The following is a 25,431-nucleotide window of genomic DNA, read 5'->3' as shown; positions in this document are numbered from 1 at the left end:
TGGCCATGGCCGACACCAGGACCCCGCCCGAGACAGCGGCGGACGAGCCCCGCACTGCGGCCGGCAGTCCTTCGGGACGGCCCCCCGGGGCGACGAACCCTCGCCGCACGCGGACCGGGGCGACCGCGAGCCAGGGGCGGATGGCGGCCCTGCTGGTGTCCCCGACGCTCCTGGTGCTGTCGATCGTCGTGCTCTACCCGACGCTCATGGCGCTGCGGGAGTCACTGTACGGGACCAAGGGGTTGGACCCGAGAACCGGTTTCATCCGCACCACTGAACCTTTCGTCGGACTGAAGAACTACAGCGAGATCTTCGGCGCAGGCGGGGACCGGTTCTGGAACGCCTTCTGGAACACCACCTTCTTCACCGTCGTCACCGTGGGGCTCGAGACCGTGATCGGGGTGGCCATGGCCCTGATCATGCACAAGGCGTTCCGGGGCCGCGCCCTGGTACGGGCCGGCATCCTCGTCCCCTGGGCGGTGCCCACAGCCATCTCCGCCCTGCTGTGGCGCTGGATCTTCAACAGCGACGGCATCGCCAACGCCCTCCTCGGCCACCAGGTCCTGTGGACCACCGAAGGCTTCCACGCCAAGGTCGCGGTCATCGTCGCCGAGGTGTGGAAGACCGCGCCCTTCATCGGGCTGCTGGTCCTGGCGGGGCTGCAGGTGATCCCGAAAGAGGTCTACGAGGCCGCGCGCCTCGACGGCGCAGGCGCTCTGCGCCAGTTCTGGCACATCACCCTGCCCCTGGTGAAGCCCGCGCTGCTGGTGGCGGTGCTGTTCCGCTGCATGGACGCGCTGCGGATGTTCGACCTGCCCTACATCCTCATCGGCGCGCAGAAGAACTCGGTGGAAACCCTGTCGATGCTGGCGCAGGACCAGGCCTCCAACGTCCGCTTCGGACCGGCCTCCGCCTACGCGGTGCTCCTCTTCCTCTACGTCTTTCTCATCGCGTTCGCCTTCGTCCGGCTGCTCGGTGCCGACCTCGTCGGCGGCACCGGACGCAGCACCACGGGAAGGAACAGGCGTCGGCGTGTCCCGGCCCTGCGCCGTGCGGAGGTGACGTCATGACCATCACGGCGAAATGGCGGAGCCGACTGCTGTACGTGGGTGTGGTCGCGGTGGTGGCCTACTGCCTGGCCCCGTTCTACTGGATGCTGGTCTCCAGCCTGCGGCGCAGCTCGGACATCTTCGACACCTCACTGTTCCCCGGCGTGGTGTCGTTCGAGAACTACCGCGCGGTGTTCGGCCCCTCCCAGGGCTTCACCAAAGCGCTGCTCAACAGCCTGATCGTGGCCGGCATCACCACCGCGCTGGCGCTGCTGCTGGCCACCTTCACCGCCTATGCGATGGCCCGGCTGGAGTTCCGGTTCAAACGGTTCATCCTCACGCTGATCATCGCCACCTCGATGTTCCCGGTGGTGTCCATCGTGGTTCCCCTGCTGAAGCTGTTCACCGACATCGGATGGATCAACACCTACCAGGCCATGATCGTGCCGAGCATGTCCTTCGTGCTTCCGCTGGCGGTGTGGAACCTGACCACGTTCTTCCGGCAGATGCCCGACGAGCTGGAGCACGCCGCCATGATCGACGGCTGCACTCGTGGCCAGGCCTTCCGCAAGGTCATCATTCCACTGGCCGCGCCCGGCATCTTCACCACCGCGATCATCTCGTTCATCGCCGCCTGGAACGAGTTCCTCATCGCCCTGTCGATGACCAACAAGCCGGGCATGCAGACCGCACCGGTCGCCATTTCCAAGTTCTCCGGCGCCACCCAGTTCGAGACCCCGTTCGGCAGCCAGATGGCAGCAGGAGTCCTGGTCACCGTGCCCCTGGTGGTCATGGTGCTGCTCTTCCAGCGCCGCATCGTGGCCGGACTCACCGCCGGCGCGGCCAAGTAGACACCGGACGGCACGCCCGTCCCGTCCTCATTCTCGAAGGAGCAACGCAGCAGTATGTCCGGTACCGCACCGTGGTGGCGCGACGCCGTCATCTACCAGGTCTACATCCGCAGTTTCGCCGACGGCAACGGCGACGGCGTCGGCGACATCGCCGGCATCCGCTCCCGCCTTCCGTACCTGAAGTCGCTCGGCGTCGATGCCATCTGGATCAACCCGTGGTACAAGTCGCCGATGGCGGACCACGGTTACGACGTGGCCGACTACCGCGCGATCGACCCGCTGTTCGGCACGTTGGCCGAGGCCGAGGAACTCATCGCCGAGGCACACCGGCACGGGATCCGAGTCATCCCCGACATCGTGCCCAACCACACTTCCGACCAGCACGCCTGGTTCCAGGCCGCCCTGGCGGCCGGCCCCGGCAGCCCGGAGCGCGAACGCTACGTCTTCCGGCCCGGCCGCGGACGTGACGGCGTCGAGCCACCCAACGACTGGGTCTCCTGCTTCGGCGGCCCGGCCTGGACCCGGCTGACCGACGGGGACTGGTACCTGCACCTGTTCGCCCCCGAGCAGCCCGACCTCAACTGGGAGCACCCCGAGGTGCGGGCCGAGTTCGAGTCCATCCTGCGCTTCTGGTTCAGCCGGGGTGTCGACGGCTTCCGCATCGATGTCGCCCACGGCCTCGTCAAGCACCCCGAACTGCCCGACCTGCCTCTCCGCAAGGAGTCGGCCGGGCCGGGTCCCCTCGTCTCCACCGACCCCTCGCAGGAGCGGCCCCAGCAGCACGTCGACCACCCTCACTGGGACCGCGACGAGGTCCACGAGATCTACCGTGCCTGGCGCAAGGTGGCCGACGAGTTCCCCGGCGACCGCTGTTTCGTCGCCGAGGCGTGGGCCGACACCCCTGAACGGCTTGCCGCCTACGTCCGCCCGGACGGTCTGCACACCGCCTTCAACTTCGACTTCCTGATGTCGAGTTGGAACGCCAAGGACCTGCGCGCGGTCATCGACGACTCCCTCGGCATGCTCGGCGCGGTGGGCGCACCGGCCACCTGGGTGCTCTCCAACCACGACGTCATGCGCCACACCAGCCGCTACGGCCGTACGACGGTCAAGCGGTGGGTGGCCAACGAGCCCTACCGGCCCGAAGGTCCCCTGGATCTGGAACTGGGCACCCGGCGCGCCCGCGCCGCAGCCCTGCTGATGTTGGCCCTGCCCGGCGGCGCCTACATCTACCAGGGTGAGGAACTCGGCCTCCCCGAGGTCGAAGACCTGCCCGAGTCCGTGCTCCAGGACCCCATCTGGGAGCGGTCCGGACACACCGACCGTGGCCGAGACGGCTGCCGGGTGCCCGTCCCCTGGTCCGGGCAGACGTCACCGTACGGCTTCAGCCCCGAGGACACACCCGCGGCGCCCTGGCTGCCGCAGCCGGCGAACTGGGGTGAGTACACCGTGGAAGCGCAAACCGGGGACGAGACGTCGATGCTCGAGCTCTACCGCGGCGCCGTGCGGCTCCGCCGGGAGCACCCCGCGCTCGGCGACGGCACCCTCACCTGGCTCGACGCCCCCAAGGGCGTCCTGGCCTTCCGCCGGGACCCGGGCCTCGTATGCGTCGTCAACCTCTCGGCCGAGGCGTACCCGCTCGGCGACCACACTTCGATCCTGCTGGCCAGCGGCGCCGTGGAGGGCGGACTGCTGGCACCTGACGGGGCGGTCTGGCTCTCCGTGTAGCGCCACCGCACGCTGTGGACGAGGGACCGCAGTGCTCGGCGGCTGGAGCATGAGCCGCGGGGCAAGTCAGTGGCCAGGATCGGTCCCTCGGTTGCCTCGCCGTGCTCCGCCGCACGCCGGCTCGCGCGGCGGGGCACGGCGACCGGTCTGCCGTTGCGCCTACGTCGCGGGCTTCGTCAGGAGCAGTTCGGTGTTGTGGTCCGCGGCGGTGCCGATGCGGGTGCCGGGGGAGGCGTAGGGGTCGTTGAAGGCGAGTTCCCGGTACAGCGCGGCGAGGCCGGGATCGGAGGTGTCGGTGAAGTCGGTCCGGTAGGGGGCGGCGGACTCGATGAGCGTGGTGAACAGCGACAGTGTGCCGTCCTGGTTGTCGGCGATCTCGATGATCCGGGCGTGGTGCGGGTAGTCGACGTGGGAGGCCGTGTTGATCTCCCAGAAGGCGCGCTCGGGGACGGTGTGGCCGTGCGGGATGATCTGGTTGGTGTGGGTGTGCCCGTTCACCCAGGCCACGACGTTCGGGAAGCGCTGGAGCAGGGCGACCAGTTCGTCGCCGCTGTGGCGGGCTTCGAAGGGATGGTACGGGTCGGGCAGCAGGTTGCCCATCGTGCCGCTGGTGTGGTGGCTGAAGACGACGGCGAGGCGGCTGCCGGATCCGCCCCGGACCACGTTGCCGTCGGTGTCGTACCAATGCCCGCTGTGCGCCTTGAGGACCGACTCCAGCCAGTTCAGCTGCGCGGTGCCGAGCGAACCGTCCGCGAATCCGGCCCGGTTGGTGGTGTCGAGGCTGATGCCGAGGACGCCGTCGGCGAGGTCGAAGGTGTAGTAGAGGTGTCCGCTGCTGACCGAGTCGTCGGTGAACCCGTGGCCGACGGGGCCGACTCCGGTGTAGGCGGGGTTCAGGTGCGCCTTGGCGAACTCGGTGGGCGTGAACGGGTGGCGCCGCTCGTCAGGGGTGACCGTGCGGATCGCGTCACCCCTGGTCAGCAGCTTGCTCAGCAGCAGCACGGCCTCCGCCGGGTCGTGCAGTACGGCGTCCGCCAGCTGGATCGCGGTGGCGTCGTCGCAGCCCTCCAGCTTGCGGGATCCGGTGTAGAGGTCGTTCAGCAGGCCGAGGTCGGGCAGGCTGCCCTCGATGCTGTCGTCGTGGTTGCCGACCGTCGTGTACCACGGCAGGCTCAGACCCGGGGCGTCGAAGGGGCGGACGGCGCTGCTCAGGAAACCGGGGATCTCCGGCAGGCCCTTGGCCTTGTAGGCGTCCTGGAGGGACGACTCGGGGTTCCAGTACTGAGCGCTGCCGGAGTTCTGCACGCCTTCGTAGCGGGAGACGTTTCCGCTGTTCGGGGTGATCCGGCCGCCGCTCATGACCGTCAGGTACCAGTCGAGCTCGATTCGTTCGTGGTTGTCGGTGTTGTCACCGGTGGCCATGACAAGGCTGAACGGCAGCCCGGTGTAAGGCCCTTGGCGCACCGCGTTGACTCGTTCGACGAGTGACGAGGCGCCGCGCACGGTCAGCGCCTCCTGCGGCCGGTGCGCGCTGTCGTTCAACCGCGCCAGGTACTCGAACCGCACCGGCGACTCGGTGTCGGTCAGATGCAGGTCGGTGAACTGCACAAAGGAGGCGAGCCCGGTCCGCCGGTCGTCCCGCCCGGACGCGGCACCGGCCAATTCGGCGCGCACCATGAGCGGCCAGCCGGGCCCCGCTGTCAGCCGCTTGTACGTTCCGCCGCCGGACGGCGTGGCCACCTGTTCCAGCGTGGTCCCCTCGATCCGCACCGCGCGCACTGCCGTGGCGGCCAGGGTCCGGTCCTGGGCACGTGCGCTGCTCGGTGCCAGCAGTGGCCACAGGGCGGCTCCCGCGGCTGCCGCGGATGCTCTCGACACGAACCGGCGACGGCTCATCTGGCTCATGAATCCCCCTGTCCGTGGCGGAGATCGAGTGTCACGTCCGAGGACCGGGCGCGTCCGCCGGGGCAACCTTACTGACGGGTAGACAGGTGTCCAGAGGCAGATGCAAACTTGGCGGAAACAGGGGGGACGAGTTGCATCGGCCGACGGGGAACTCGGACGAAGGTCCTCTCCCCGCGTCGTGGCTCGGCGAGTACGACCACCGCCTCTTCCGGTTCGTGTCGGTGACGGGCGCGGCCGGCTGAGGGACCTGGCCGATGCCGCCCGTGCGACGGCCGAGGCGTTGGACGTGCACGCGGACGCCGTCCAGCGGGCGAAGAAGAGGCTGGGGTACGAGTTGGAGCTCGCTGGTGCGACGCCAGTGGTCGGCGGCGCGTTCTCCGTCGCCACGGACGCCGCCGTCGTCGGCGGCGGCCGACATTGCGCACCTCGCGGCGCGACGGCGCGTTCGGGGCTTCCCCATGGGCTGCCGGCTCGAGCACGGGGGGTCTTGTCGGTTCTGCACACCGGGATCGTGTGGCGGAGTGGAGTGCGGCCGGGGTCTGGCCCCGGCCGCACGAGGTCTTCCTCGCCGGGCTCCGTGGCGAGTGGGCGCCCGGCGAGCGCGTGCGATGAGGAACGTGCCGCGTGCCGCCCTGCGCGGCACGTTCGTGCGTGGCGGGCCGGGAGAGCGAGGCGGCTTTGGACGGAGGCGAGGACCAACCCGTGAGCCGTCGCACAGCCACCGCGCCGATGCCTTCCCGCCGGAGCGGGCTCGCCGGGACGGCGGGGACTGCGGCCAGGGAACCCGTGCTGAACGGCCCTGCGCGCACGCTCGGTTGCCGGGCCCGAGCGGGGAGGGCGGCCGTGTCACGGGCCGCCGGAACCACGTGTCGCAGCGGCGCGAGTGACGAGCGAGGACAAGACCGCCATGAGCTAACGCCTGGTCAGCAGGTCCGTCATCGGCAGGACACCGCCCTCGGTGTCACCGGAGTACCGCAGGTGGCCGAGGCGCCAGTTGTCCTGGACGGTGCGCAGCAGGGAGTAGTGGTTGTACGGCGTGTGGCTCACGGCACCGCGCGGGCCGCGGCTGGTGATCACCACGGCCGGGCTCAGACCGCCGCCGTAGATACCACCGGGCCAGTTCGACGGGGTGGTGGAGGCGGGGTAGTCCGGGTTGAGGCGGACGTCGTGCAGCGGCACGTACGGTGAGTCGCAGCAGCCGTCGGCGCTTTCGTATCCGCCGTTGTCCGCGCCGCCGATCCAGTCGTTCTCGTCGGCGACGACGAAGATCGCACTGTTCTCCTTCCAGGCCGCGGAATGCGTGATCGTATCGACGGCGTGCTGGACCCAGATGTCGGACTTCGACTTGAGGGTCTGGTCGTTCGCGTCGCCCGGGGACCCGGCGTACGGGCAGGGCGTCTCGGGATGGCCGGGTACCGCGACGTCCACTCCGCCGTGCATGTCGTTGCACTGGTTCGGCGTGAGCCATGCGAAGTCCGGGACGTCACCGCTCGCCAGATCTGTGGCGAACGCGCTGTACGGCTTCACCGCTGCCATCCGGGCCGGGTCGTCGGCGATGTCGTCGAAGAGCACGAAGGGGTTGTGCTTGCGCGCGTACAGATGGACCTGGCTGCCGTTCACCACGGGACCGAAGCGGGCCTGCTTGTCCGTCGGCAGGTCCTCCATGTACGCCGCCCAGGTCCTGCCGTGTTCCTCGAGCTGGTCCACAACGTTGCGGGCGGTGAGGCGAGTGACGTTCTCGTCCTCGTCGTCCTGGATGCCGAAGGTGTCACCGGCCGTCGCCGCGAGGTAGTTGGGCATGCTCGGGTGGGTGACCCCGAAGTAGTGGTCGGCCATCCCGTAGGTGCGGGCGAGCCGGGTGATACGGGGGGCGCCCGGATCACCGATGACGCCGTCCTTCGAGTGGTTTTCCAGCATGATCACGAAGATGTGGTCGAGGCGGCCCCTGCCGTGACCGTGCGGGCGAGGAGCGGCGCCGGCCACTCCGGACGCCGTGCCTGCCAGCAGTGCCGCGCAAACCGCCCCGACAAGGCGTTTCGCCTTCAACATCGGCAAGTCTCCTTCTCTCTCCCGGACTGAGGGCGCACCGCCTCGACCGAACTCTGCTCATGTTGCGTTATTTACAACTCATTGCGTGAAACGGGACACGGTGCGCCTGAGGCTCCCTCACCGTCGGAAAGACCGCAAGGCCTTACCCGTGCGTAACAAGCGGCTCGCGTTCTGCGAACGGATACGACACGCCCGGCGTCCACGGGACTTACCCGTCCTGGCTCAGTGGCCGTGGGACTGCCTCGCCGGCGCGCACGAGGGCCCGGAGCGGCTGTCGGGCCCCGTCGGTGAGTGCATGGGCAAAGGCGGTCGGTGCTGCGGGGCGGTCCGGCAAGTGTCCACGAGGCCGCCGCACGACCGGTTCGGCAGGACGGCGGCGCGGGCCGGCCGGGAGCGCGGGGACGGCATGTCGTCCATCCCAAGCCGACCGGCTCGATCGGGGCCGGGCGACGGGCACGATCCACTCGCTCGTGTGCCGCATGACGCCCCGGGCGACGTGGGTGTGGTCCTCCAGCTGCGCGGCGTCGAACACCACGGCCGGCCCGTTCTCGAGGAACTCGCTCACCCGCCGGTGTACGTCGCCCACGGGAGGGGCGAGCACAGGGAACGGCAAACCGCCCGGCACTTGGCGCCCACGCGGTGCGCGAGAAGCGGGGTCGCTGTCCACCGGCAGGGGTGACAGGTCTTCTCCGGGTATGGGGTTCACGCATGCATGGCTCGGCGGCACAGGAGCCGACGCTAACGGCCGGGCGCCGGCGGCAACCGCAGACGCGCGGTCGCGGGCGCGTGGTTCACCCCGCGGCGCCTGGGAATCATTCCCGCGGGTCAGGGCCTGTCCGACAATTCGCGTCGTTGCCCGAAGGGCGGCCGCGCGGCGTCAGGTGCGATGGCGTCGCGCGGCAGACGGATCGTCAGCCAGGCCCTGACTGCCCGGCCCTCCTCCGAGCGGCTGGGCAGGGCTCCTGCCGACGGGGCCGACGCCGCCCGCCTCCGGCGAATGAGCAGCTCGACGAACGCCGCACGGTCCGGGGACCCGGGGTCGCGGAGCACGAGCCGCACGGTCTCGAGCGGGGCAGGTCGCCGGACGACGGACCCTCGTTCCGTCATGGCGGGGAACCCTACGCAGGCCCACCGAGCCGGCACGCGCTCTCACCGCCCACGAAGAAGGCCACGGCCCCTCGAGGGACGACCACCCCCTATCTGCTTGGTCGGGAAGAAGTCGCCCGCAACGACTGCCGGGCATCCCCGCGCCGGTCGGCGCCGGGATGCCCGGTTGCTGCTCCGGAGGGTCAGCCGCTGTGCACGGCGCTGACGAGGTCGGGCAGCAGCTTCGCCGCGTTCGGCGTGCCCAGTCCGGTGACGGGGTCCCAACCCGTGGTGGCCGAGTAGCCCGGGACCGAGGGCTCGGCGGTGTTGTTGCCCACGGTCACGTCGTTGAAGTCAGCCGCGTAGGTGGCCGGGTCCGACGCGAGCTTGTACAGGGCCGGATTGATCGGTCCGAGTCCACCGCCGTTGAGCTGGTCGGCGAGGGAGACCAGGCCCGCCCATTCGGGACACGCCAACGACGTGCCGCCGATGTCGTACCAGCCTGTGCTGCACGGTGTGCTGCCGCACTTCAGCCCGCTCTGTCCGTCGGGCGGGAGAGACACGTACACCAGCGCTCCCGTGGACGGGCTCGCCTGCAGGGAGACGTCCGGAACGCCGCGCATCGCGCCGATGGAGGTGCTGCCGGCCGGCAGCACGCCCGACTGGTAGTCCGGCTTGGCGAAGACGCTGCTGTAGCCGCCGCCGGAGCCGACCCAGGCGATCTCCGACTGGCCGGGAGCCTTCTGGCAGGCGCCCGGCGGGGAGACGCTGTCGACGACCCTGCCGCCGGCGGCCCCGGGGTCGGTGCACAGGTCCGTGCCGCCGACTCCGGTGACCAGCGGGTCGGACGCGGGCCACTCGACGGCGGGACCGGCGAGCGTCGACCCGCCCTGGCCCACAGGCGTCTTGGCCGAACCGGCGCTTCCGTCGTCACCCGAGGAGCCGAGAACGGTGACGCCGTTCTGTGCCGCCGACTTGTAGGCGTACCTCAGGTTCTCCAGTGACTGGACGCTGCCGAACGCGCCCTCCGCGGAGGCGAACGACTGGGAGATGACGGTCGCCAGGTGGTGCTCGACGACGTACTGCTCCGCGGCCATCATCTGGGGGAATCCCTGCACCCCGAGGGTTTCGGCGGTGGGGGTTGTGACCAGCAGGATGTCGGCGCCGGGTGCCATGGCGTGGGCGGTCTCGACATCGAGAGCCACCTCCAGCGCCCACGCGCTCTTGTCCTCCTGCCCGGGGGAACGGCTCGTGGACGGCGGCGCCTTGGTGGCGGGCGAGCCCTGCAGATGAAGCTCGCTGAAGGTCGGCATGCCGGGCGCACAGGTGACGCCCTCTTCCCCGCACATGGATGCGATGCCGAATGCCTGGTCGAAGACGTGCAGGTCGTGGGCCATGGTGTCGCTGCCGTAGGAGTCGACGATCGCGATCGTCTGACCGCGGCCATCGTTTCCGGCTGAGTGCAGCGGGCCTACGTTGTAGGCCGCCTGGACGGCCTGGGGGGTGAAGCAGCGGCGACCCACTGACGCGCACTGCGCTTGCGTCGGTGGAGACTGGCTCGTCGTCAACTGGGTGTACTCGGCGACAGTCGGCCGTACTCGCGGATAGGTTGCCTGGTGGGCGGCGCTTGTCGCGGGCACGGTGCCCGCCGCTGCGAGGCTGAGGGTGCCCAACCCCGCGAGCAGCCACCGTCTGATGGTGCGTGCCATCAGAGTCCTCTCTTGAGATCGAAAGGGGACTTGCGTGTCCGCCCCTCAGGTGGGGGGTGATGGCACAGGGGTTGCGGACGGGGCGAGGTTACTCTCGCGGTCGTCGGGCCGATAGACTTGTCCTGTCAACAATGACCAAAGAAAGGTGCTGCCGGGTCAGCCGAGCGGTGGCGCAGTGTGCGGGTCCGTTGCGTTCGCCGCGACGTGGCTGCCGGCGTCCGGCGTGAGCGTGTCCCGCCACCTGTGGCGGCCCGGGGGAGCCGTTGGAACGGTCGTCGATGTCGCACCGGAGCCGGCTGACCACATCGACGACGCTCTCCACGCGCCGGGCCGGCCGCCCCACCGCAGGGACGCCACCGCGATGGTGGAGGCGTCCTTCCGGCTGATCCCTTCGCCTCCGAGGACGGCCGCCGCCCGTGTGCCGGCGTGGGCGGCGGCCGTGGCGCGGTCGTCGTGCCTCCCTCGACGCACGACCCGCACGGACGTCCTCGTGGCTCCTCGGCTGGTCCGGACAACCGCCCCACCTCGAACGAGGCCAGAAGGACGTGGCACCGGAACTCGTCGCCGGAGCGTCTGGACGGACCAGGGGTCGAACGACCTCCGGAAGCCGTCGTCGACGAGGGACGTCACCGCGGTCCTGTGCCCCCGGCGGTGAGGGCCGTGTGGCCCAAGCGGAGCCCCGCGAGTCCGTCCATGCTGGAAATACGGTGCACTGGCGGAGATCCTGCCCTGGCGCCCGGCGACGGGTACGGCGCCGGACCGTCGCGGGTCCTTGTGCGAGGGGGGACCTCCGCTCGCCACCGCTGCGGCGGCCGGCCGTCGCGGTGGGAATGCCCCGACGAGGAGTGACGGATCATGGCCGAGCAGACACCGTCGTACGGCGCGGACCAACCTCCGCAGGGCGATCTGGGACGCCGCCTCGAGCGGCGGCGCACGGAACTGGGGCTCACCCGGGAGCAAGTCGCGTTCCGCGCGGGCATGGCTCCGAGCTGTCTCGCCCACCTCGAAGAACACAGCACGGCGGAACCGAAGGCGGGCACCCTGCTGCGGTTGGCCGGAGCCCTGCGGACCACTCCGACGGAACTCAGCGGCGGAAACGTCGACCTGCCACCCGGTGTCGGACGCGCCGCCCGGACTCCCCGCCTCACCGAACTGAGCGAACAGGAGTGCCGCAGGCTGCTCTCCACCCACGGTGTGGGCCGACTGGCGATTCCGACCGGCGCTGCACCCGTTGTCGTCCCCGTCAACTACTCCGTCGTCGACGACGCCATCGCGTTCCGGACCCGGCAGGACTCCGTGCCCGCGCAGGGGCTCGGCCAAGAGGTGGCCTTCGAAGTCGACCGCGTGGACGACGCGTTGAGCCAGGGGTGGAGCATCTTGGTACGCGGCCGTGCCGAGGCGGTCACGGACCCCGACGCCGTACGCCGTCTCACCGAGCGTGCCCGTAGCGAGCCGTGGGTCGGAGGGGTGCGTGACCTCTGGATCCGCATCGAGCCCGCCGTCGTCACGGGCCGCCGTATCGAGACGTGGTGACAGCGCCCGCAGACCTCGCAGCCGCTGTACCGGCGCCCACGCGCCCGGGGCCGGGCGGCCCAGCGAGCCGATGCACGAGCGGCGCGCCGACTCCTGCGCGTCGGCCGCTCAGGCCGTACGCTCCCGGTGACGGCCTCCGTCGCCCTTCTCAGAGTCTCGGATGCGGAACGACCATGACCGGGCACAGGGCGTGATGCAGCACACCCTGGCTGACGGAACCGAGCAGCAGCCCCGTGAAGCCACCCAGTCCCCGGGTTCCCACCACAAGGCCCAGCGCGTGTGCGGACGCTTCGGTCAGCACCTTCACGGGATGGCCGCACACAAGCTCATGGTGAAGCTCCACATCCGGGTAGTCGGCGGCGCGGCCGGCCACCGTCTCCGACAGCAGCCTGCGGCATTCCTGCTGCGCGGCCTGCTCGTCCAGGACACCGAGAAGCGGCGGGTGCCACACGTACAGGGCCCGTAGCGCCGCGCCGCGCAGGGCCGCCTCCTCGAACGCGTAGTCGACAGCCGTCTTCGCGTCAGGGCTGCCGTCCACGCCCACCACGAGGAACGGGGGCTGCTGCATGCCGTGTTCGGCCTCGCGCACGACGATCACGGGGCAGGGGGCGTGGGCGACAACGGGCACCGCAACCGCGAGGGACCGGGCAAGCTCCTGCATGGCTGTCAGGTGCCGGGAGCCGAGCACGACCGCCGCCGCTTCCTGTGCCTGCCCACGCAGGACCGAGGCCGCCTGGCCCTCCACGAGCAGCGCCGACACCTCCACCTGGGGCCGTCGCTCCTTGACGAACGCCTCCGCCTGCTCGAGGGCGCGCGTGCCCAGGGTGCGAAGTGCCTCGTCCCAGGTGCCCCAGGCCGATGTCAGTTCCGCCGTCCGGTACTGGGAGGGCGGTTCCTCGCGCGCATGCACCAGGCGCAGCGGCAGCCTGCGCCGGTCCGCCTCGTCCGTGGCCCAGGCCAGCGCCGACCGGTGCGAGGGATCGGGATCGACGCCCACGACGATCGGCCGGGCATGAGGTGGACTGGACATCACGTACCTCCCCAGGTGGTCCTGTCACTGGAACGACGAAGCGGCACACCGCATGGACGGTTCGCCCGTCGAGGCCCGCAGCGCCGTCCGGAATGCCGCGCCACAGGGTGAGCGGTGGCGCGGACAGGCACGGCCGCGCCGCGCCTCATGCGGCGGCCGCTCGCTGTCGATGCGGCGGAGGACCGGGCCGTGATCGATACGGGCCCTCGCGGCCCGCGTCTTGGCAACGGGGGCCGTCAGCATCCTGCACTCCGCAGGGCGGACGGCGGCCGGTTCACCGGGGACGTCGTTCATCACGCATCCCTGCCTGATCGTATGTGTTCCCTACCTCCACCATGTCCGGGACAGCCGGGGGCCGCCACTTCAGCCGTGGCCCGTGCGTCCGGCCGGCGGGTGCGCAGGCCACGGGAGACGAGCGGCCACAGGTGCTCGGCGAGCGGGGTGCTGCCCGTGGGGGGCGAAGGACGATGTCAGCGGCCGCTTGTCGCTTCCATCGGCACCGGAGCCCGTCCACCGGCCTCGACCCGGCCGCTCCCGGTGGGGAGGGGCGAACGGTCCCGACGGGCATTGCCTCGTTCGGAGCCGGCCCGGCCCCTCCGCCGTGATCACCTTGTCGGCAACACGAGCGTGCAGGTTTCTCCCGGTGCGACGGTGACGGCTCGGTCGGCCAGCACCACGCGGATCGGTGACTCCTCCGAGTCGGGCACGCCGATCCGCAGCTGCCCGCTCTGCAGCCGTACGCCGACGCCCCAGTGGCCGCGGTAGCGCAGCCAGAACCCGTATTCGGACAGTGCCGGAAGGGGTACCGGGTCCAGCCACAGGGCGTCCTCACGGGTTTCCAGCCCCGTCAGGCCGCGCTGGACGAGGTCGAGGGTGCCGGCCATGGCTCCTAGGTGGATGCCTTCGCCGGTCGTGCCGCCCTGGATATCGGCGATGTCCGCTTCCAGGGCCTCCTGGACGTAGCGCCATGCGTCGGCCCGTCTGACCCGGGCGAGGACCCAGCCGTGGACGAGTCCGCTGAGGGTGGAGCCGTGGCTGGTGCGCTGCAGGTAGTAGTCGACGGTCCTGTGCCAGATCTCGTCGTCCAGGCGGTAGCCCAGGCGCTGGAACAGGTCGCGCAGTTCAGCGGGGGAGAAGAGGTAGCCGAGCATGAGGACGTCGGCCTGCTTGGAGGCCCTGTAGCGGTTGACCGTGTCGCCCTCGGACTCCAGGATCCGGTCCAGGCGCCGGATGTTGCCGTACCGCGCGCGGTAGGCGTCCCAGTCCAGCTCGGCAAGACTGTCGTAGCCCTCGAACTGGCTGATGACGCCCTCGTGGTACGGCACCCGCAACCGCCGGGAGACCTCCTCCCACTTCGGGAGTTCCTCGGCGTCCAACCGCACGCGCTCGAAGAGTTCCTCACGGCGCCATGTGGGAAGGCGCCGCACGACGTCCAGGGCGCGGCTGAGGACCCAGGCGGCGGTGACATTGGTGTACGTGTTGTCGTCCAGTCCGGGCTGTGCGCTGCCCGGGTAGCTGTCGTGGTACTCGTCGGGGCCCACGACGCCGCGGATGCGGTACCGGCCCGAGCCGGGGTCGAGGACAGCGATGTCCGCCCAGAAGCGGGCGATCTGCAGCAGCATCTCCACGCCCTTGGTGTGCAGGAACTCGGTGTCGCCGGTGGCCTCGCAGTACTGCCACACGTTGTACGCGATCGCCGAACCGACATGGTGCTGGAGCCGGGAGTGATCCGGCAGCCAGCGGCCCGAGCGGGGGTTGAGATGCAGTTCCTGACTCTCCTCGCGGCCGTCGCTGCCGCTCTGCCACGGGTACATCGCCCCCGTCCTGCCGACACCTGCGGCCGCCCTGCACGCCTGGGGCAGGCGCCGGTGACGGTAGTTCAGCAGGGCCCGCGACACCTCGGGCAGGTGCAGGTTCAGATACGGCAGCACGAACAGCTCGTCCCAGAAGACGTGGCCCCTGTATGCCTCGCCGTGCAAGCCCCGGGCCGGCACACCCACGTCGAGGTCCGCCGTGTGCGGTGACAGGGTCTGCAGGACGTGGAACAGATGCAGGCGCAGGATTCGACCGGCCTGGCCGGGCACCTGGAGGTCGGTGCGCCGCCACAGCTGCTCCCACGCGGCGGCGTGGGACTGCAGCAGGGGTGGGAAGTCCGAGGCCGCGGACACATGGTCGACCGCGGCTCCGAGCGGCTCGCTGATCGCCCTGTCGCGTGAGGTGTGCAGCGCCAACGTCTTCTCCACGCCGACGGGCCGGCCCGGATCGACCGGGATCACCATGCGGTGCAGGGCGCGGTGCGGGGTGGAGCGCACCGCCGAGGGGACCGCCGTTCGTCCGGTGACGACTGTCCGGGCCGCCATGGCGACGGCGATGTCGGAGGTGCTGGTGCGGCAGTGCAGCCACACCGTGTCGGGCTCCTGCGTTCCGGTCCGTACACGGGCCAGATGCCTGCGGTTGAGAGACCGGTAACGGCGTACGTTGCTGTTGGCCACGCCGCCGTCGAGGGCGGCCTCGACCTCGATCTCTCCCGACCAGTCCTCCGCCGTGAAGACGGTCCGCAACGCCGCCAGGTGAGGATCTCCCATGTGCACCAGGCGGGTCTGCTCCACACCCAGTACGCCTGCGGCCTCATCCCGAAAACGAAACGTGCGGGTCAGTGTGCCGCGGCGCAGATCCAGGGTGTGCCGGTGGTCCAGGAAAGAGCAGACGGACGGGGAGAACCACTGGCCCCACGCTCCCTGGACGCGACGGCAACGGAAGCGCAGGAGCAGCCAGTTCGGAAGGTTGACCAGGTCCTCGTTCACCACCTGCCGCCCCGCCACGGTCGACTCCAGACGGTTGTAGCAGCCGGCCACGTAGGTCCCCGGGCAGTGCACCAGACCTGCCCTGCTCTCGGGCACCGCGCCACGGGTGGCGAAATAGCCGTTGCCGAGCGTGCACAACGCCTCACGCAACCGCTCGGCTGCGGGGTCGTAGCCCTCCCATTCCCATGTCCACTCCGACATCGGAAGCCACCCGGGCTCAGACACGCTGGGGGATGACGGCCACCGGGCACCGGGAGTGGTGGAGCAGGGCGTGGGCGACTCTGCCGAGCTGCAGACCGAAGTGGCCCTGCCGCCGCAGCGCGCCGACGACGATCAGGTCGGCGTCGGCCGAGGCCTCCAGCAGGACGCGATGGGCCGGCCCCTCGACCGGTCGGCGGAGCGTCTCGACACCGGGGTGGTCCTGCACGGCCTCGCGCAGCGCGTCGTCGATGGAGGCCGAGGCCTGTTCCTCGTGCACCTGGGTGGCGACCTTGACCAGAGGCTGGTCCTCCAGATGCCCGTGAGCCGGTCTGCGCCAGGCGCGCACGGCCTTCAGGGCACAGCCCCGTGCCTCGGCCTCGCCGATCGCGAACCGTGCGGCGGCTGAGCCCCCGGTCGAGTTGCCGATCCCGACCACCACCTGCCCGAAGGCTCCCTGCCGGTTCTTCTCCGAGCCACGGACCACGACGACCGGGCACACGGCGCGGGCCGCCACCGCAAGGCTGACCGACCCCAGCAGCTGCCCGGCGAGCTCACCCCGCCCACGGGAGCCCGTGACCAGGGCCCACGACGCGTGCCCGGCCCGCAGCAACGCGGAGTCGGCGTCCTCGGGCAGCACCTCGCCCGAGGCCTTCACCGCGGGATTGCGACGCCGCGCGCGTTCCACGCCGGAGGCGATGATGTGCTGCGCCATGATCTCTTCCGCGGGTCGCTCGGTGCCGAGGGACGGCGTGCCTCCCTCGTAGCGCTCCCACAGGGAGGCGTGGATCAGACGGAGCGACAGCGCCCGGCGTGCCGCCTCGTCCACCGCCCAGTCCACGGCCTGCAGGCTGGAATCGGATCCGTCGACGCCCACGACCAGCGGAAATACCATCGGTCCCATCGCCTTCCTGTGCGGTCACCGAGAGGTCCCTGCGTGAATACCGTCGCACCGCTCAAGGCTCGCCGCGACACACGGCGCCGGCTCTCGGGCCGGGCCTTCGAGGCGCGCCGCGCGCTTACGGTGTGTCAGGCACCCCGGCCGGACCGGGGGACCCGGAGTGGACGGGGCAGGCACCGGCGTCGTGGCCGGGGCCGTCACTCGCTCCCGGCCGGAGAGATGTGGCGGCCTGTGAGCCGCGTGGGCTGGATGCGCACCCACATCTCGCGTTCACCGCCCGCCCATGGCTCGGTGTGGGCACCTTCGACCAGCCGACGTACGGCCTCGGGATCCGTGACGACCCGGGCGGGACCGACGACGAGCACACTCCAGCCCAGGCTCATCGCATCATCCACGTGGTCGACCTCGAAGGCGACGTCCGTTCCCACGGCTGCCGCGGGTACCGCGTCCGGCGTGGTCCGAAAGGCGATCCCGTCGCCGACGACCTCATAGTTGACCGGGACGACCGCCGGGCCCTCGGGCGTCGATACCGCGATACGTCCCACCCCGTGTGTGGAAAGCCGGGCACGGCATTCCGCGGGGCTGAGGTCCCGCAGCCGCGGATGCAGGAGCGCCCGGCCCTGGCCGGGTGGCATATCGACCCCACTCCCGCGCAGGGCGGCGGCGCTGGTGCCCAGTGCCGCCGCCAGCCTGATGAGAGTCGCGAGGCTCGGATCGGCCGGACGCTCTTCGAGGTAGGCGAGATATTCGGGCGCCATGCCGGCACGACGGGCGGTTTCGCTCAGGGTGAGGCCCTGCCGCTTGCGTTCGGCGGCCACACGCCGACCGAGGTCGCCAGGGCTGGGGACCCCGGCCGGCGGGGGCGCGCCGGATGCGCCGCCCGCCTCAGCAGCGCCCGGCGGCCGGGCCGGCTCGGGGGTCCTCCCCCTCCCGTGCTCGAGGTGACGGATGTGCGCGTCGGGACCGGGGAACACGAGCGTCACCTGATGCGTGTCCGACCACAGCACGTCGTAGGGGGGTGTTCCGTCGTCGTGGTGCAGTCCGACGATCTCGCCGTCGCGCCTGCCGACGCCGGTTGCCGGACTTTCGATCACGAGTTGATCGCCGAGGTGAGCTCGCATGATTTGCCGCCCTCTCCTCACCAACGTTGCTGTATCCAACGTGCCACGTGTGACGTTCCGACGCACGGACAGGACACCGCTGACCGAAGGGGACGCCCAGGTGCCCTCGTTGCCGCCCGGGCCGTCCGGTGACCTGCTGCCGCCGGTCCGACCGGGGAAGCGGGAGAACCAGTGCGCATGGCGCCCCCTGTGCACTCATGGTCCGGCCCCCTACCACCATGGGCCTTCATATCTGTGGAACGAGTGCGACCGGACACGGCGCATGGTGCAGCACGGCGTGGTTGGTCAGCCCCAGTTGCAGACCGAGGTGCCCGTGTCGCCGCCGGGCCCCGACGACGAGCAGGTCGGCACGTGACGCGGCCTCCAACAGCGCCTCCCGTGCCGCCCCCTCGACCACCCGGCGGCTGACCCGGGCGTCGCGGTACCGATCCGCGGGGCCGCTCAGAGCGTCCTCCAGCACCTGCGCCGGCGGCCGCCGGTGGGGCTCGGGGGCGTGCCCCGGCGCAGGGGGAGGTTCGCAGGGGGCATCGAACGGTGCGCTCCAGGCGTGTACCGCCACCAGTCGGCAGCGCCGCACATGGGCCTCGCGGAACGCGAACTGCACGGCCGTGCCGCTTCCCTCGCCGTCCTCCACGCCGACGACGACGCTCCCGAACCGGGCGTCCCGGTACTCCGCCCCGCCGCGCACCACGATCACCGGACAGTCGGCGCGTGCGGCCACGGCCAGGCTGACCGAGCCCAGGAGGAGCCCCGTGAGATCTCCGAGTCCCCTGGAACCGAGCACCAGGGCGAAGGCGTTGCGGCCCTTGCCGACCAGCGCGGACGCCGCGTCCTCGTGCAGCACCTCACTCGACAGCCGTACCGCGGGGGCGCCCTTCCTGGCGCGCTCGAAGGCGACGGCGACCAGGTCGGGCGCCTCGTGGTGCGGTGCCGCCGCATGCACGAGGTGGAGCGGCACGCCGTGCAGGACCGCCTCGGCGGCCGCCCAGTCCACCGCCTCCAGACTCGCCTGGGATCCGTCGATGCCGACCATCAGCGGAATCGTCACGGTTCCTGTCTCCTCTCGCGCACCGACTCCCCCTTCCGAGGCTCGCCCCACGCGGGTCCGCATGCGGCGGAGGGCAGTCTGGGGTACTCCTCGAATGAGGACGGAGGCCGTGCTCTTCGCTCGGTGCGCTGTCGGACAGGCGGACCCGTTCACCGTCACTCCAGCTTCTTACGAGACGGAGGCAGTCGCCATGGAGGCAGTCGTCACCGTAGGCCTCGACGGTTCACCCGAGAGTCTCGCCGCCGCCCGGTGGGCCTCCGACGAGGCCGAGCGGCGCAAGCTGGCGCTGCGCCTGCTGCACGCGTGGCCCATGCTGGCGCCGGAACCGACTCGGATCCCCGCGGAGATCGATCAGAACCACTGGGCGAAGCGCATCGTGCACAACGCCCGGGCGGAGCTCCGAGCGCGCCACCCGGACCTTTCCGTCATCGGTGATCTCGTCGCCGACGACGCCCAGAACGCGCTGCTGCGAGCTGCGTCGGAGTCCGAGATGCTCGTGCTCGGCTCGCGAGGGCTGGAACTCGTGGAGAGCTACTTCCTCGGTGATGTCAGCATGCCCGTCGTGGCCCGGGCCGAGCGGCCGGTGGTCGTGGTCCGTGCCGGAACGCCCACGGAAGAGCCACCTTCGGCACCAGGTTCGGAAGGACGCGTGGTCGTGGCGTTGAAACTGCACGGCCCCTGTGACGATCTGCTCGCGTTCGCCTTCGCCACCGCTGCGGCACGGGGGGCTCCGCTTCGGGCCGTCCATGGCCGGAGCGCCCCGGGCCACGCGCATGCTCCGTGGGGCCCGGACCAGGCGACGACCGATGAGCTCAGGCAGCACGCGCGGCGGCGCCTGACCGAGGTGCTTCGCCCCTGGCGCGAGGAGTTCCCGAGCGTGGACGTGGCCGACAGCATCGGCCTCGAAGGTCCGGCCCAGACCGTCGTACGGGCCGCCGAGGGCGCAGGAGTGCTGGTTGTCGGCCGGCGCAGGCACCGTCCCGCCCTGGCGCCGCGTCTGGGCCCCGTGACCCAGGCCGCCATCCATCACGCACACTGCCCCGTCGCCGTCGTCCCCCATGACTGAGCCGGCCCGCGCAGTGGAGCCGACGGTGCCGCATCGGAGCGACGCGTCCGTGCTCCGGACCGGCGCCGGACCCGACGCCCACCCGCACCCGCGTGCGGAGGTCTGCGAGACCCACACCGCGGTCGTCTTCTTCGTCGAAGACCGCGCCTACAAGCTCAAGAAGGCGGTCGACCTCACGTTCCTGGACTACACGACCGTGGCGGCCCGACGGGCCGCGTGCGAGCAGGAACTCGCTCTCAACCGGCGGTTCTCCCCCGACGTCTACCTCGGCCTGGGAGAGATCCGCAGCCCGGACCGGAAAGCGCCCGAACCCCTCCTCGTGATGCGCCGCATGCCGGCGGACCGCCGCCTGTCCCGACTGGTCCGCGCAGGGGCCGCCCTCGACGACGACCTCCGTGCCGTGGCCCGGCAGCTCGCCGCGCATCACGCCGCCGCGCCCCGAAGCAGGGAGGTGGACCAGCAGGGCACGCGCGACGCACTGTCGTCGCGCTGGGAAGCCGGCTTCGCCCAGGTCCGCCTGCTGGCCGACGACCTGCCCCTGCCCGACGACATGGACGAGGTCGAGCGCCTCGTGCGCCGCTATCTGGCCGGCCGAGAACCGCTGTTCGACACCCGTATCCGGCACGGACGGATCGTCGACGGCCACGGCGACCTACTCGCCGAGGACATCTTCTGCCTCGACGACGGTCCCCGCATCCTGGACTGTCTGGAGTTCGACGACCGCCTGCGGTACGTCGACGGCCTCGACGACGCGGCCTTCCTCGCCATGGACCTGGAGCAACTGGGAGCCCCCGATGCCGCCGCATACTTCCTCGCCCGGTACAGCGAGTACTCCGGCGATTGCGCGCCCTCGTCTCTCCGGCATCACTACGTCGCCTACCGTGCCTTCGTCCGCGCCAAGGTCTCCCTGATCCAGGCCCGCCAGGGTGCGTCCTGCGGGGAGGCGGCGGCGCGGCGACTGGTGACCACGGCACTGGGGCACCTGCGTGCGTCCGCCGTCGGCGTGACCCTCGTCGGCGGACTTCCGGGCACCGGGAAGTCCACCCTCGCCGGAGCACTCGCCGACCGCCTGGGCGTCACGATGCTCAGCAGTGACCGCCTCCGCAAGGAACTCGCGGGGATGTCGGCGAAGGAGCCCGCGGCGGCCGGCTACTGCGAGGGCCTGTACACACCCGAGTGGACCGCCCGGACCTACGCGACCCTGCTCGACCGCGCATCCGCTCTGCTGTCCCGCGGCGAATCCGTAGTCCTGGACGCCACCTGGTCCGACGCGGGACAACGCGAGGCCGCTGTGCGGATGGCCGAACGGACCAGCGCAGATGTGGTGGCCCTGCACTGCCACGTGCCGGGCGATGTGTCGGCGGCCCGTCTGAGCGCCCGCGCCCCGGGCGTGTCGGACGCCGACCTCGACGTGGCCACCGCCATGGCGGCGAAGGAGCCGCCGTGGCCAGAGGCCGTCCCGATCGACACCAGCGGCCCGTTGCGTTCCGCCGTCGTCCGGGCGCTGGCGGCCGTACGCCCTTGGGGAACCGACCAGGCCCCGGTCTTCCGCCGCCCGTACATGGAACCGGACTGAGCGAGGAGAGGCACTGCGACGCGGCGGGACGTCGACCGCAGCGAGGGAACGGGTGGCGTGGACACGCACGCGATCGTGCGCCGCGCTCGCAGGCCGGCCCCCGATCAGCCGACTGTCACCAAAGCCATGGCCGAGTACACCTGGGGCCGGCGAAGCCGGTGGGCAGCCGCGCCACCGCGCGGAGCCCGACCCAGCGAACCCTGAGGAGCCGTCGTTTCCGCGGTCGGAGCCGGTTTGTCCCGGCCGGTTCCCTCCCCTGGTCGTTCTCGCCGTGTGCCTCTGTGGCCCACGTGATCCGCTGAGGGGGAACGAGAGGGGCGAAACGGGTGAGCAGAGGGGATCACAGCGACCGTCAGCATCGTGCGGCGGGAAAGCTGGGGCGGTGGCGGACGAGAGCGGGAGGTGGGTGATGAAGGGCGGCGCGGCATCCGGTGACGGATCGTGGCCACAGTCGACGGGTCGGAGCCGTCGAGGGCGATCGGGGCGTGCCACGCCGCGCGTGCTCCGCTGGACGCCGCCCGGGGGGCGGACCTGCCGGCGGTAGGCGACCGGGCGTGGCGGGATCCCCGAGGCGCAGCTGGGATCGGTCGGCCGGCCCCGTGTCCAGCCCGCGGCATGGCCGACGTCGCGGTTCGTGGCGTCGAGGCTCGGTGAACCGTGTCTCGGCAGGTGAGCCCGGTCCCTGCCCGGGCGGCCATCGGACGAGGACACGGGGTGGTGAGGCGGGATGAACACCGAATCCGGTGGAGCCGCGGTGGTGGAGCTCGATCCGGAGGAGCGCCTGGACCTGCTGCTGCGGGATCTGCGCAGCACGCGGAACGGCCTGTCCGCGCGTGAAGCGGATCGGCGCCTGGTGCGCTACGGGCCGAACGAGTTGCGACGGCGCGGCGGCAGGCGCTGGCCGGGCGAGTTGGTACGGCAGCTGACCCATCCCCTGGCGCTTCTGCTGTGGGGGGCCGCGCTGCTCGCGTGGTGGGCGGGGATCGCCGCGGTGGCGGCGGCCATCGTGGTGGTGATCGTGGTGAACGCGGCGTTCGCGTTCGTACAGGAGATGCAGGCGGAGCGGGCCGTGGAGACGCTGGCCGCCTACCTGCCGACGCATGCGACCGTGATGCGCGACGGGCACGTGCAGCAGGTCGAGGCGGTCACCCTGGTGCCCGGGGACGTGCTGGTGATCGAGGAGGGGGAGCGGATCTCGGCCGACGCACGGCTGATCGAGGGCGGCATCGAGGTCGATCTGTCGCCGCTGACCGGTGAGGCCATGCCCGCCTACCGCGCGGCCGACCGGGTCGACGTCCACGTTCCCCTGCTGCAAGCACGGGACCTGGTCTTCAGCGGCACCACGTGCACCGAGGGCGAGGCCAGGGCGGTGGTCTTCGCGACCGGCATGCACACCGAACTCGGGCGTGTCGCGGCGCTCTCGGAGCGTGTCGAACGGGAGATCAGCCCGCTGGAGGCACAGGTCCGGCGGGTGGCGTGGCTGATCGCGGGAATCGCGGTGGTCACAGGGGTGGCCTTCCTGCCCCTGGCCATGTTCGCGGCGAAGCTGCCGTTCCACGACGCGGTCGTCTTCGCCGTCGGGCTGCTGGTCGGCAACGTGCCCGAGGGCCTGCTGCCGGTGATCACCCTGGCCCTGGCGCTGGGGGTGCGGGAGCTGGTGCGGCGAGGGGCCGTCGTCAAACGCCTCAGCGCAGTGGAGACGCTCGGTTCCACGGACGTGATCTGCACCGACAAGACCGGCACTCTCACCGAGAACCGTATGCAGGTCACCGCCGTGTGGACCGAGGCCGGCCGGCGGAAGCTCGTCGGCACCGCTGCCATTGGGGGGCCGCCCGACGACGAGGCGTTGCGTGCCCTTGCGACGGTGGTGGCATGGTGCAACAACGCCCAGCTCGACGCCGCCGACGGCCCGGTGGGGGATCCCACCGAACTGGCGCTGCTGACGGCGGCCGGGCGCCTGGGTTGCGGTGTCGGTACCGAGGAGCGGGATGCCGGGCGGTGCCGCCAGTTCCATTTCGACCCCGTACGCAAACTGATGTCCACGGTCGATCAGCGCGCCGACGGACTCTGGATCGATGTCAAAGGAGCCCCCGAGGCACTCCTGCCGCGGTGCGCCACCATCAGACATGCCGACGGCTCGGTCAGCCCGCTCACCGAGCAACGACGCCGTACGATCGCCGCGCAGGTGGACACCTTCGCCCACCAGGGGCTGCGCGTCCTGGCGGCGGCCGAGCGGCATCTGGCCGTCGGTGCCGCATCACCGGAACGCCGCGAGGATGCCGAGGACCGGCTGGTCTTCCTGGGGCTGGTGGCGATGGCCGATCCGCCCCGCCCCGAGGTGGGCGACGCGGTCGCCCGCTGCCACAGTGCCGGCATCCGGATCATCGTGGTCACCGGCGACCACGCCCTGACCGCGGCGGCCATCGCCTGCCAGGTGGGCATCGGGGGCCCGGAACCGAAGGTGGTCACCGGCGACGTGCTCGACCGCATGCCCGAACGCGAGCTCGACCGGCTGCTGCGCCAGCATCGGGAGCTGATCTTCGCCCGCACGTCTCCGGAGGCGAAGCTGCGGATCGCCGACGCGCTGCGTGCCGAAGGCCATGTCGTCGCGATGACCGGCGACGGCGTGAACGACGCACCTGCCCTGCGGCGCGCCGACATCGGAGTCGCCATGGGCCGCTCCGGCACCGACGTTGCCCGCGAGGCGGCCACCATGGTGCTCACCGACGACAACTTCGCCACCATCGTCGCCGCCGTGCACGCCGGCCGCCGCGTCTACGACAACATCCGCAAATTCGTCTGCTACATCTTCGCCCACACCACCCCGGAGGTCACCCCGTTCCTGATCTTCGCCGTGAGCGGCGGCGCCGTGCCGCTGCCGCTGACCGTGCTGCAACTGCTGGTCTTCGATGTCGGCACCGAGACCCTGCCCGCTCTCGCCCTGGGCCGGGAGAAGGCCGAGCCCGGGCTGATGGACCGCCCACCTCGCCCTCGCTCCGAAGGCGTCATCCGCGGCCCCATGCTGCTGCGCGCCTGGCTCTTCCTCGGCGTCGTCTGCGCCGTCCTGCAGCTGACCGGCTTCTTCGCCGTACTCTGGCACGCCGGCTGGCACGCGGGTGCCCCCACCGGCCCCGGCTCGCCCCTGCACCACGCCTACCGGCAGGCGACCACCATGACCTTCCTCGGTATGATCGCCGGCCAGATCGGCACCGCGTTCGCCGCCCGCACCGAGCACGCCTCACTGCGCTCGATCGGCGTGTTCACCAACCCCCTGCTGCTGTGGGGAATCGCCTTCGAACTCGCTCTCGCCGCCGCCTTCATCTACACCCCGCCCCTGCAGGACCTGCTGGGCACCGCCGCCCTCACCCCGCGCATGCTCGCCTTCGTCGTTCCCTTCCCGTTCATCGTCTGGGGCGCCGACGAACTGCGACGCGGGCTGTTGCGGCGCCGACAGGCCATCTCGGCAAGGCGGTGATCCGGACACCGCCGACGAGAACGCTGTTCAGGACGTCGGCCCGGCGAGGGGGGAGACACGGCTTGCTGGGAGCCGGACGACGGGCCCCGGCAGGCGGCTCCCCGGCGCGTACGGGGCCGACGGAAGGCATGCTCAGGTTCGTGGGCGGATCACTGCCAGGGTGCACCGTGAGAACTCCGGGGGGCAGGGGCCTGCTCGGAGCGGACGCCGGCCGCAGGCTGTGATCGGCCTCTGCGCCGTTCGAGAACGCCGATGCGGAATGTGCGGCGGCTCAGCGCGGCCCGTGGGCGTACGCGCCCGGG

General features: G+C 71.2%; 15 protein-coding genes. 7 read left to right on the top strand and 8 right to left on the bottom strand.

Features of this window, described 5'->3' with window-relative positions; all coding sequences use genetic code 11:
- Nucleotides 1-5 precede the first annotated feature (5 nt).
- The 3 genes from AC5WRT_RS13955 to AC5WRT_RS13945 are packed head-to-tail and all read left to right on the top strand — an operon-like array spanning nt 6 to nt 3,628.
- Nucleotides 6-1,070 (top strand): carbohydrate ABC transporter permease, encoded by a 1,065-nt coding sequence (locus AC5WRT_RS13955; RefSeq protein ID WP_496100258.1) that lies wholly within the window; start codon nt 6-8, stop codon nt 1,068-1,070.
- On the top strand, nt 1,067-1,900 hold the full coding sequence (locus tag AC5WRT_RS13950; protein WP_496095271.1) for a carbohydrate ABC transporter permease: 834 nt from the start codon (nt 1,067-1,069) through the stop codon (nt 1,898-1,900). Before AC5WRT_RS13955 ends, AC5WRT_RS13950 begins: the two co-directional genes overlap by 4 nt.
- Nucleotides 1,901-1,954: 54 nt before the next feature.
- Nucleotides 1,955-3,628 (top strand): glycoside hydrolase family 13 protein, encoded by a 1,674-nt coding sequence (locus tag AC5WRT_RS13945; protein ID WP_496100257.1) that lies wholly within the window; start codon nt 1,955-1,957, stop codon nt 3,626-3,628.
- Between the two features lie 159 nt (nt 3,629-3,787).
- Here AC5WRT_RS13945 and AC5WRT_RS13940 read toward each other — a convergent pair whose 3' ends face one another.
- The 3 genes from AC5WRT_RS13940 to AC5WRT_RS13930 form a co-directional block, all read right to left on the bottom strand.
- A complete protein-coding gene (locus tag AC5WRT_RS13940; protein WP_496095273.1) occupies nt 3,788-5,533 on the bottom strand; it encodes a TIGR03767 family metallophosphoesterase in 1,746 nt (581 codons plus the stop codon).
- A gap of 912 nt (nt 5,534-6,445) precedes the next feature.
- The gene (locus AC5WRT_RS13935; RefSeq protein ID WP_496095274.1) at nt 6,446-7,582 is read right to left on the bottom strand and encodes an alkaline phosphatase family protein; all 1,137 of its coding nucleotides are present in this window, start codon (nt 7,580-7,582) and stop codon (nt 6,446-6,448) included.
- 1,289 nt (nt 7,583-8,871) lie between these two features.
- A complete protein-coding gene (locus AC5WRT_RS13930) occupies nt 8,872-10,377 on the bottom strand; it encodes a S53 family peptidase (protein ID WP_496095275.1) in 1,506 nt (501 codons plus the stop codon).
- 855 nt (nt 10,378-11,232) lie between these two features.
- Between AC5WRT_RS13930 and AC5WRT_RS13925 the strand changes: the two genes are divergently transcribed.
- The gene (locus AC5WRT_RS13925; protein ID WP_496095276.1) at nt 11,233-11,910 is read left to right on the top strand and encodes a helix-turn-helix domain-containing protein; all 678 of its coding nucleotides are present in this window, start codon (nt 11,233-11,235) and stop codon (nt 11,908-11,910) included.
- A 148-nt stretch (nt 11,911-12,058) separates the two neighbouring features.
- Here AC5WRT_RS13925 and AC5WRT_RS13920 read toward each other — a convergent pair whose 3' ends face one another.
- The 5 genes from AC5WRT_RS13920 to AC5WRT_RS13900 all read right to left on the bottom strand — a co-directional run bounded on the left by AC5WRT_RS13920 (nt 12,059) and on the right by AC5WRT_RS13900 (nt 19,012).
- Nucleotides 12,059-12,940 carry a universal stress protein gene (locus tag AC5WRT_RS13920; RefSeq protein WP_496095277.1) on the bottom strand — a complete coding sequence of 294 codons (882 nt, stop codon included), beginning with the start codon at nt 12,938-12,940 and terminating at the stop codon, nt 12,059-12,061.
- A gap of 605 nt (nt 12,941-13,545) precedes the next feature.
- Nucleotides 13,546-15,945, bottom strand: coding sequence for a glycoside hydrolase family 65 protein (locus tag AC5WRT_RS13915; protein WP_496095278.1), 2,400 nt, complete (start codon nt 15,943-15,945; stop codon nt 13,546-13,548).
- 16 nt (nt 15,946-15,961) lie between these two features.
- Entirely contained in the window at nt 15,962-16,837 is an 876-nt protein-coding gene (locus AC5WRT_RS13910; RefSeq protein WP_496095279.1) for a universal stress protein, read from the bottom strand.
- Nucleotides 16,838-17,040: 203 nt separating this feature from the next.
- Nucleotides 17,041-17,964: a pyridoxamine 5'-phosphate oxidase family protein gene (locus tag AC5WRT_RS13905; RefSeq protein WP_496100256.1), complete on the bottom strand. Its 924-nt coding sequence runs from the start codon at nt 17,962-17,964 to the stop codon at nt 17,041-17,043.
- A 226-nt stretch (nt 17,965-18,190) separates the two neighbouring features.
- Nucleotides 18,191-19,012 (bottom strand): universal stress protein, encoded by an 822-nt coding sequence (locus AC5WRT_RS13900; protein ID WP_496100255.1) that lies wholly within the window; start codon nt 19,010-19,012, stop codon nt 18,191-18,193.
- Between the two features lie 190 nt (nt 19,013-19,202).
- Here AC5WRT_RS13900 and AC5WRT_RS13895 point away from each other — a divergent pair, with 190 nt between their 5' ends.
- The 3 genes from AC5WRT_RS13895 to AC5WRT_RS13885 all read left to right on the top strand — a co-directional run bounded on the left by AC5WRT_RS13895 (nt 19,203) and on the right by AC5WRT_RS13885 (nt 25,129).
- The gene (locus AC5WRT_RS13895; protein WP_496095282.1) at nt 19,203-20,078 is read left to right on the top strand and encodes a universal stress protein; all 876 of its coding nucleotides are present in this window, start codon (nt 19,203-19,205) and stop codon (nt 20,076-20,078) included.
- A 49-nt stretch (nt 20,079-20,127) separates the two neighbouring features.
- Nucleotides 20,128-21,654 carry a bifunctional aminoglycoside phosphotransferase/ATP-binding protein gene (locus tag AC5WRT_RS13890; RefSeq protein WP_496095321.1) on the top strand — a complete coding sequence of 509 codons (1,527 nt, stop codon included), beginning with the start codon at nt 20,128-20,130 and terminating at the stop codon, nt 21,652-21,654.
- Between the two features lie 727 nt (nt 21,655-22,381).
- A complete protein-coding gene (locus AC5WRT_RS13885; protein ID WP_496095283.1) occupies nt 22,382-25,129 on the top strand; it encodes a cation-translocating P-type ATPase in 2,748 nt (915 codons plus the stop codon).
- The last annotated feature ends 302 nt before the right edge of the window (nt 25,130-25,431 follow it).

It is taken from the genome of Streptomyces sp. NTD91, from assembly GCF_059510455.1.
This window is presented reverse-complemented; position numbering and strand designations above follow the sequence as displayed.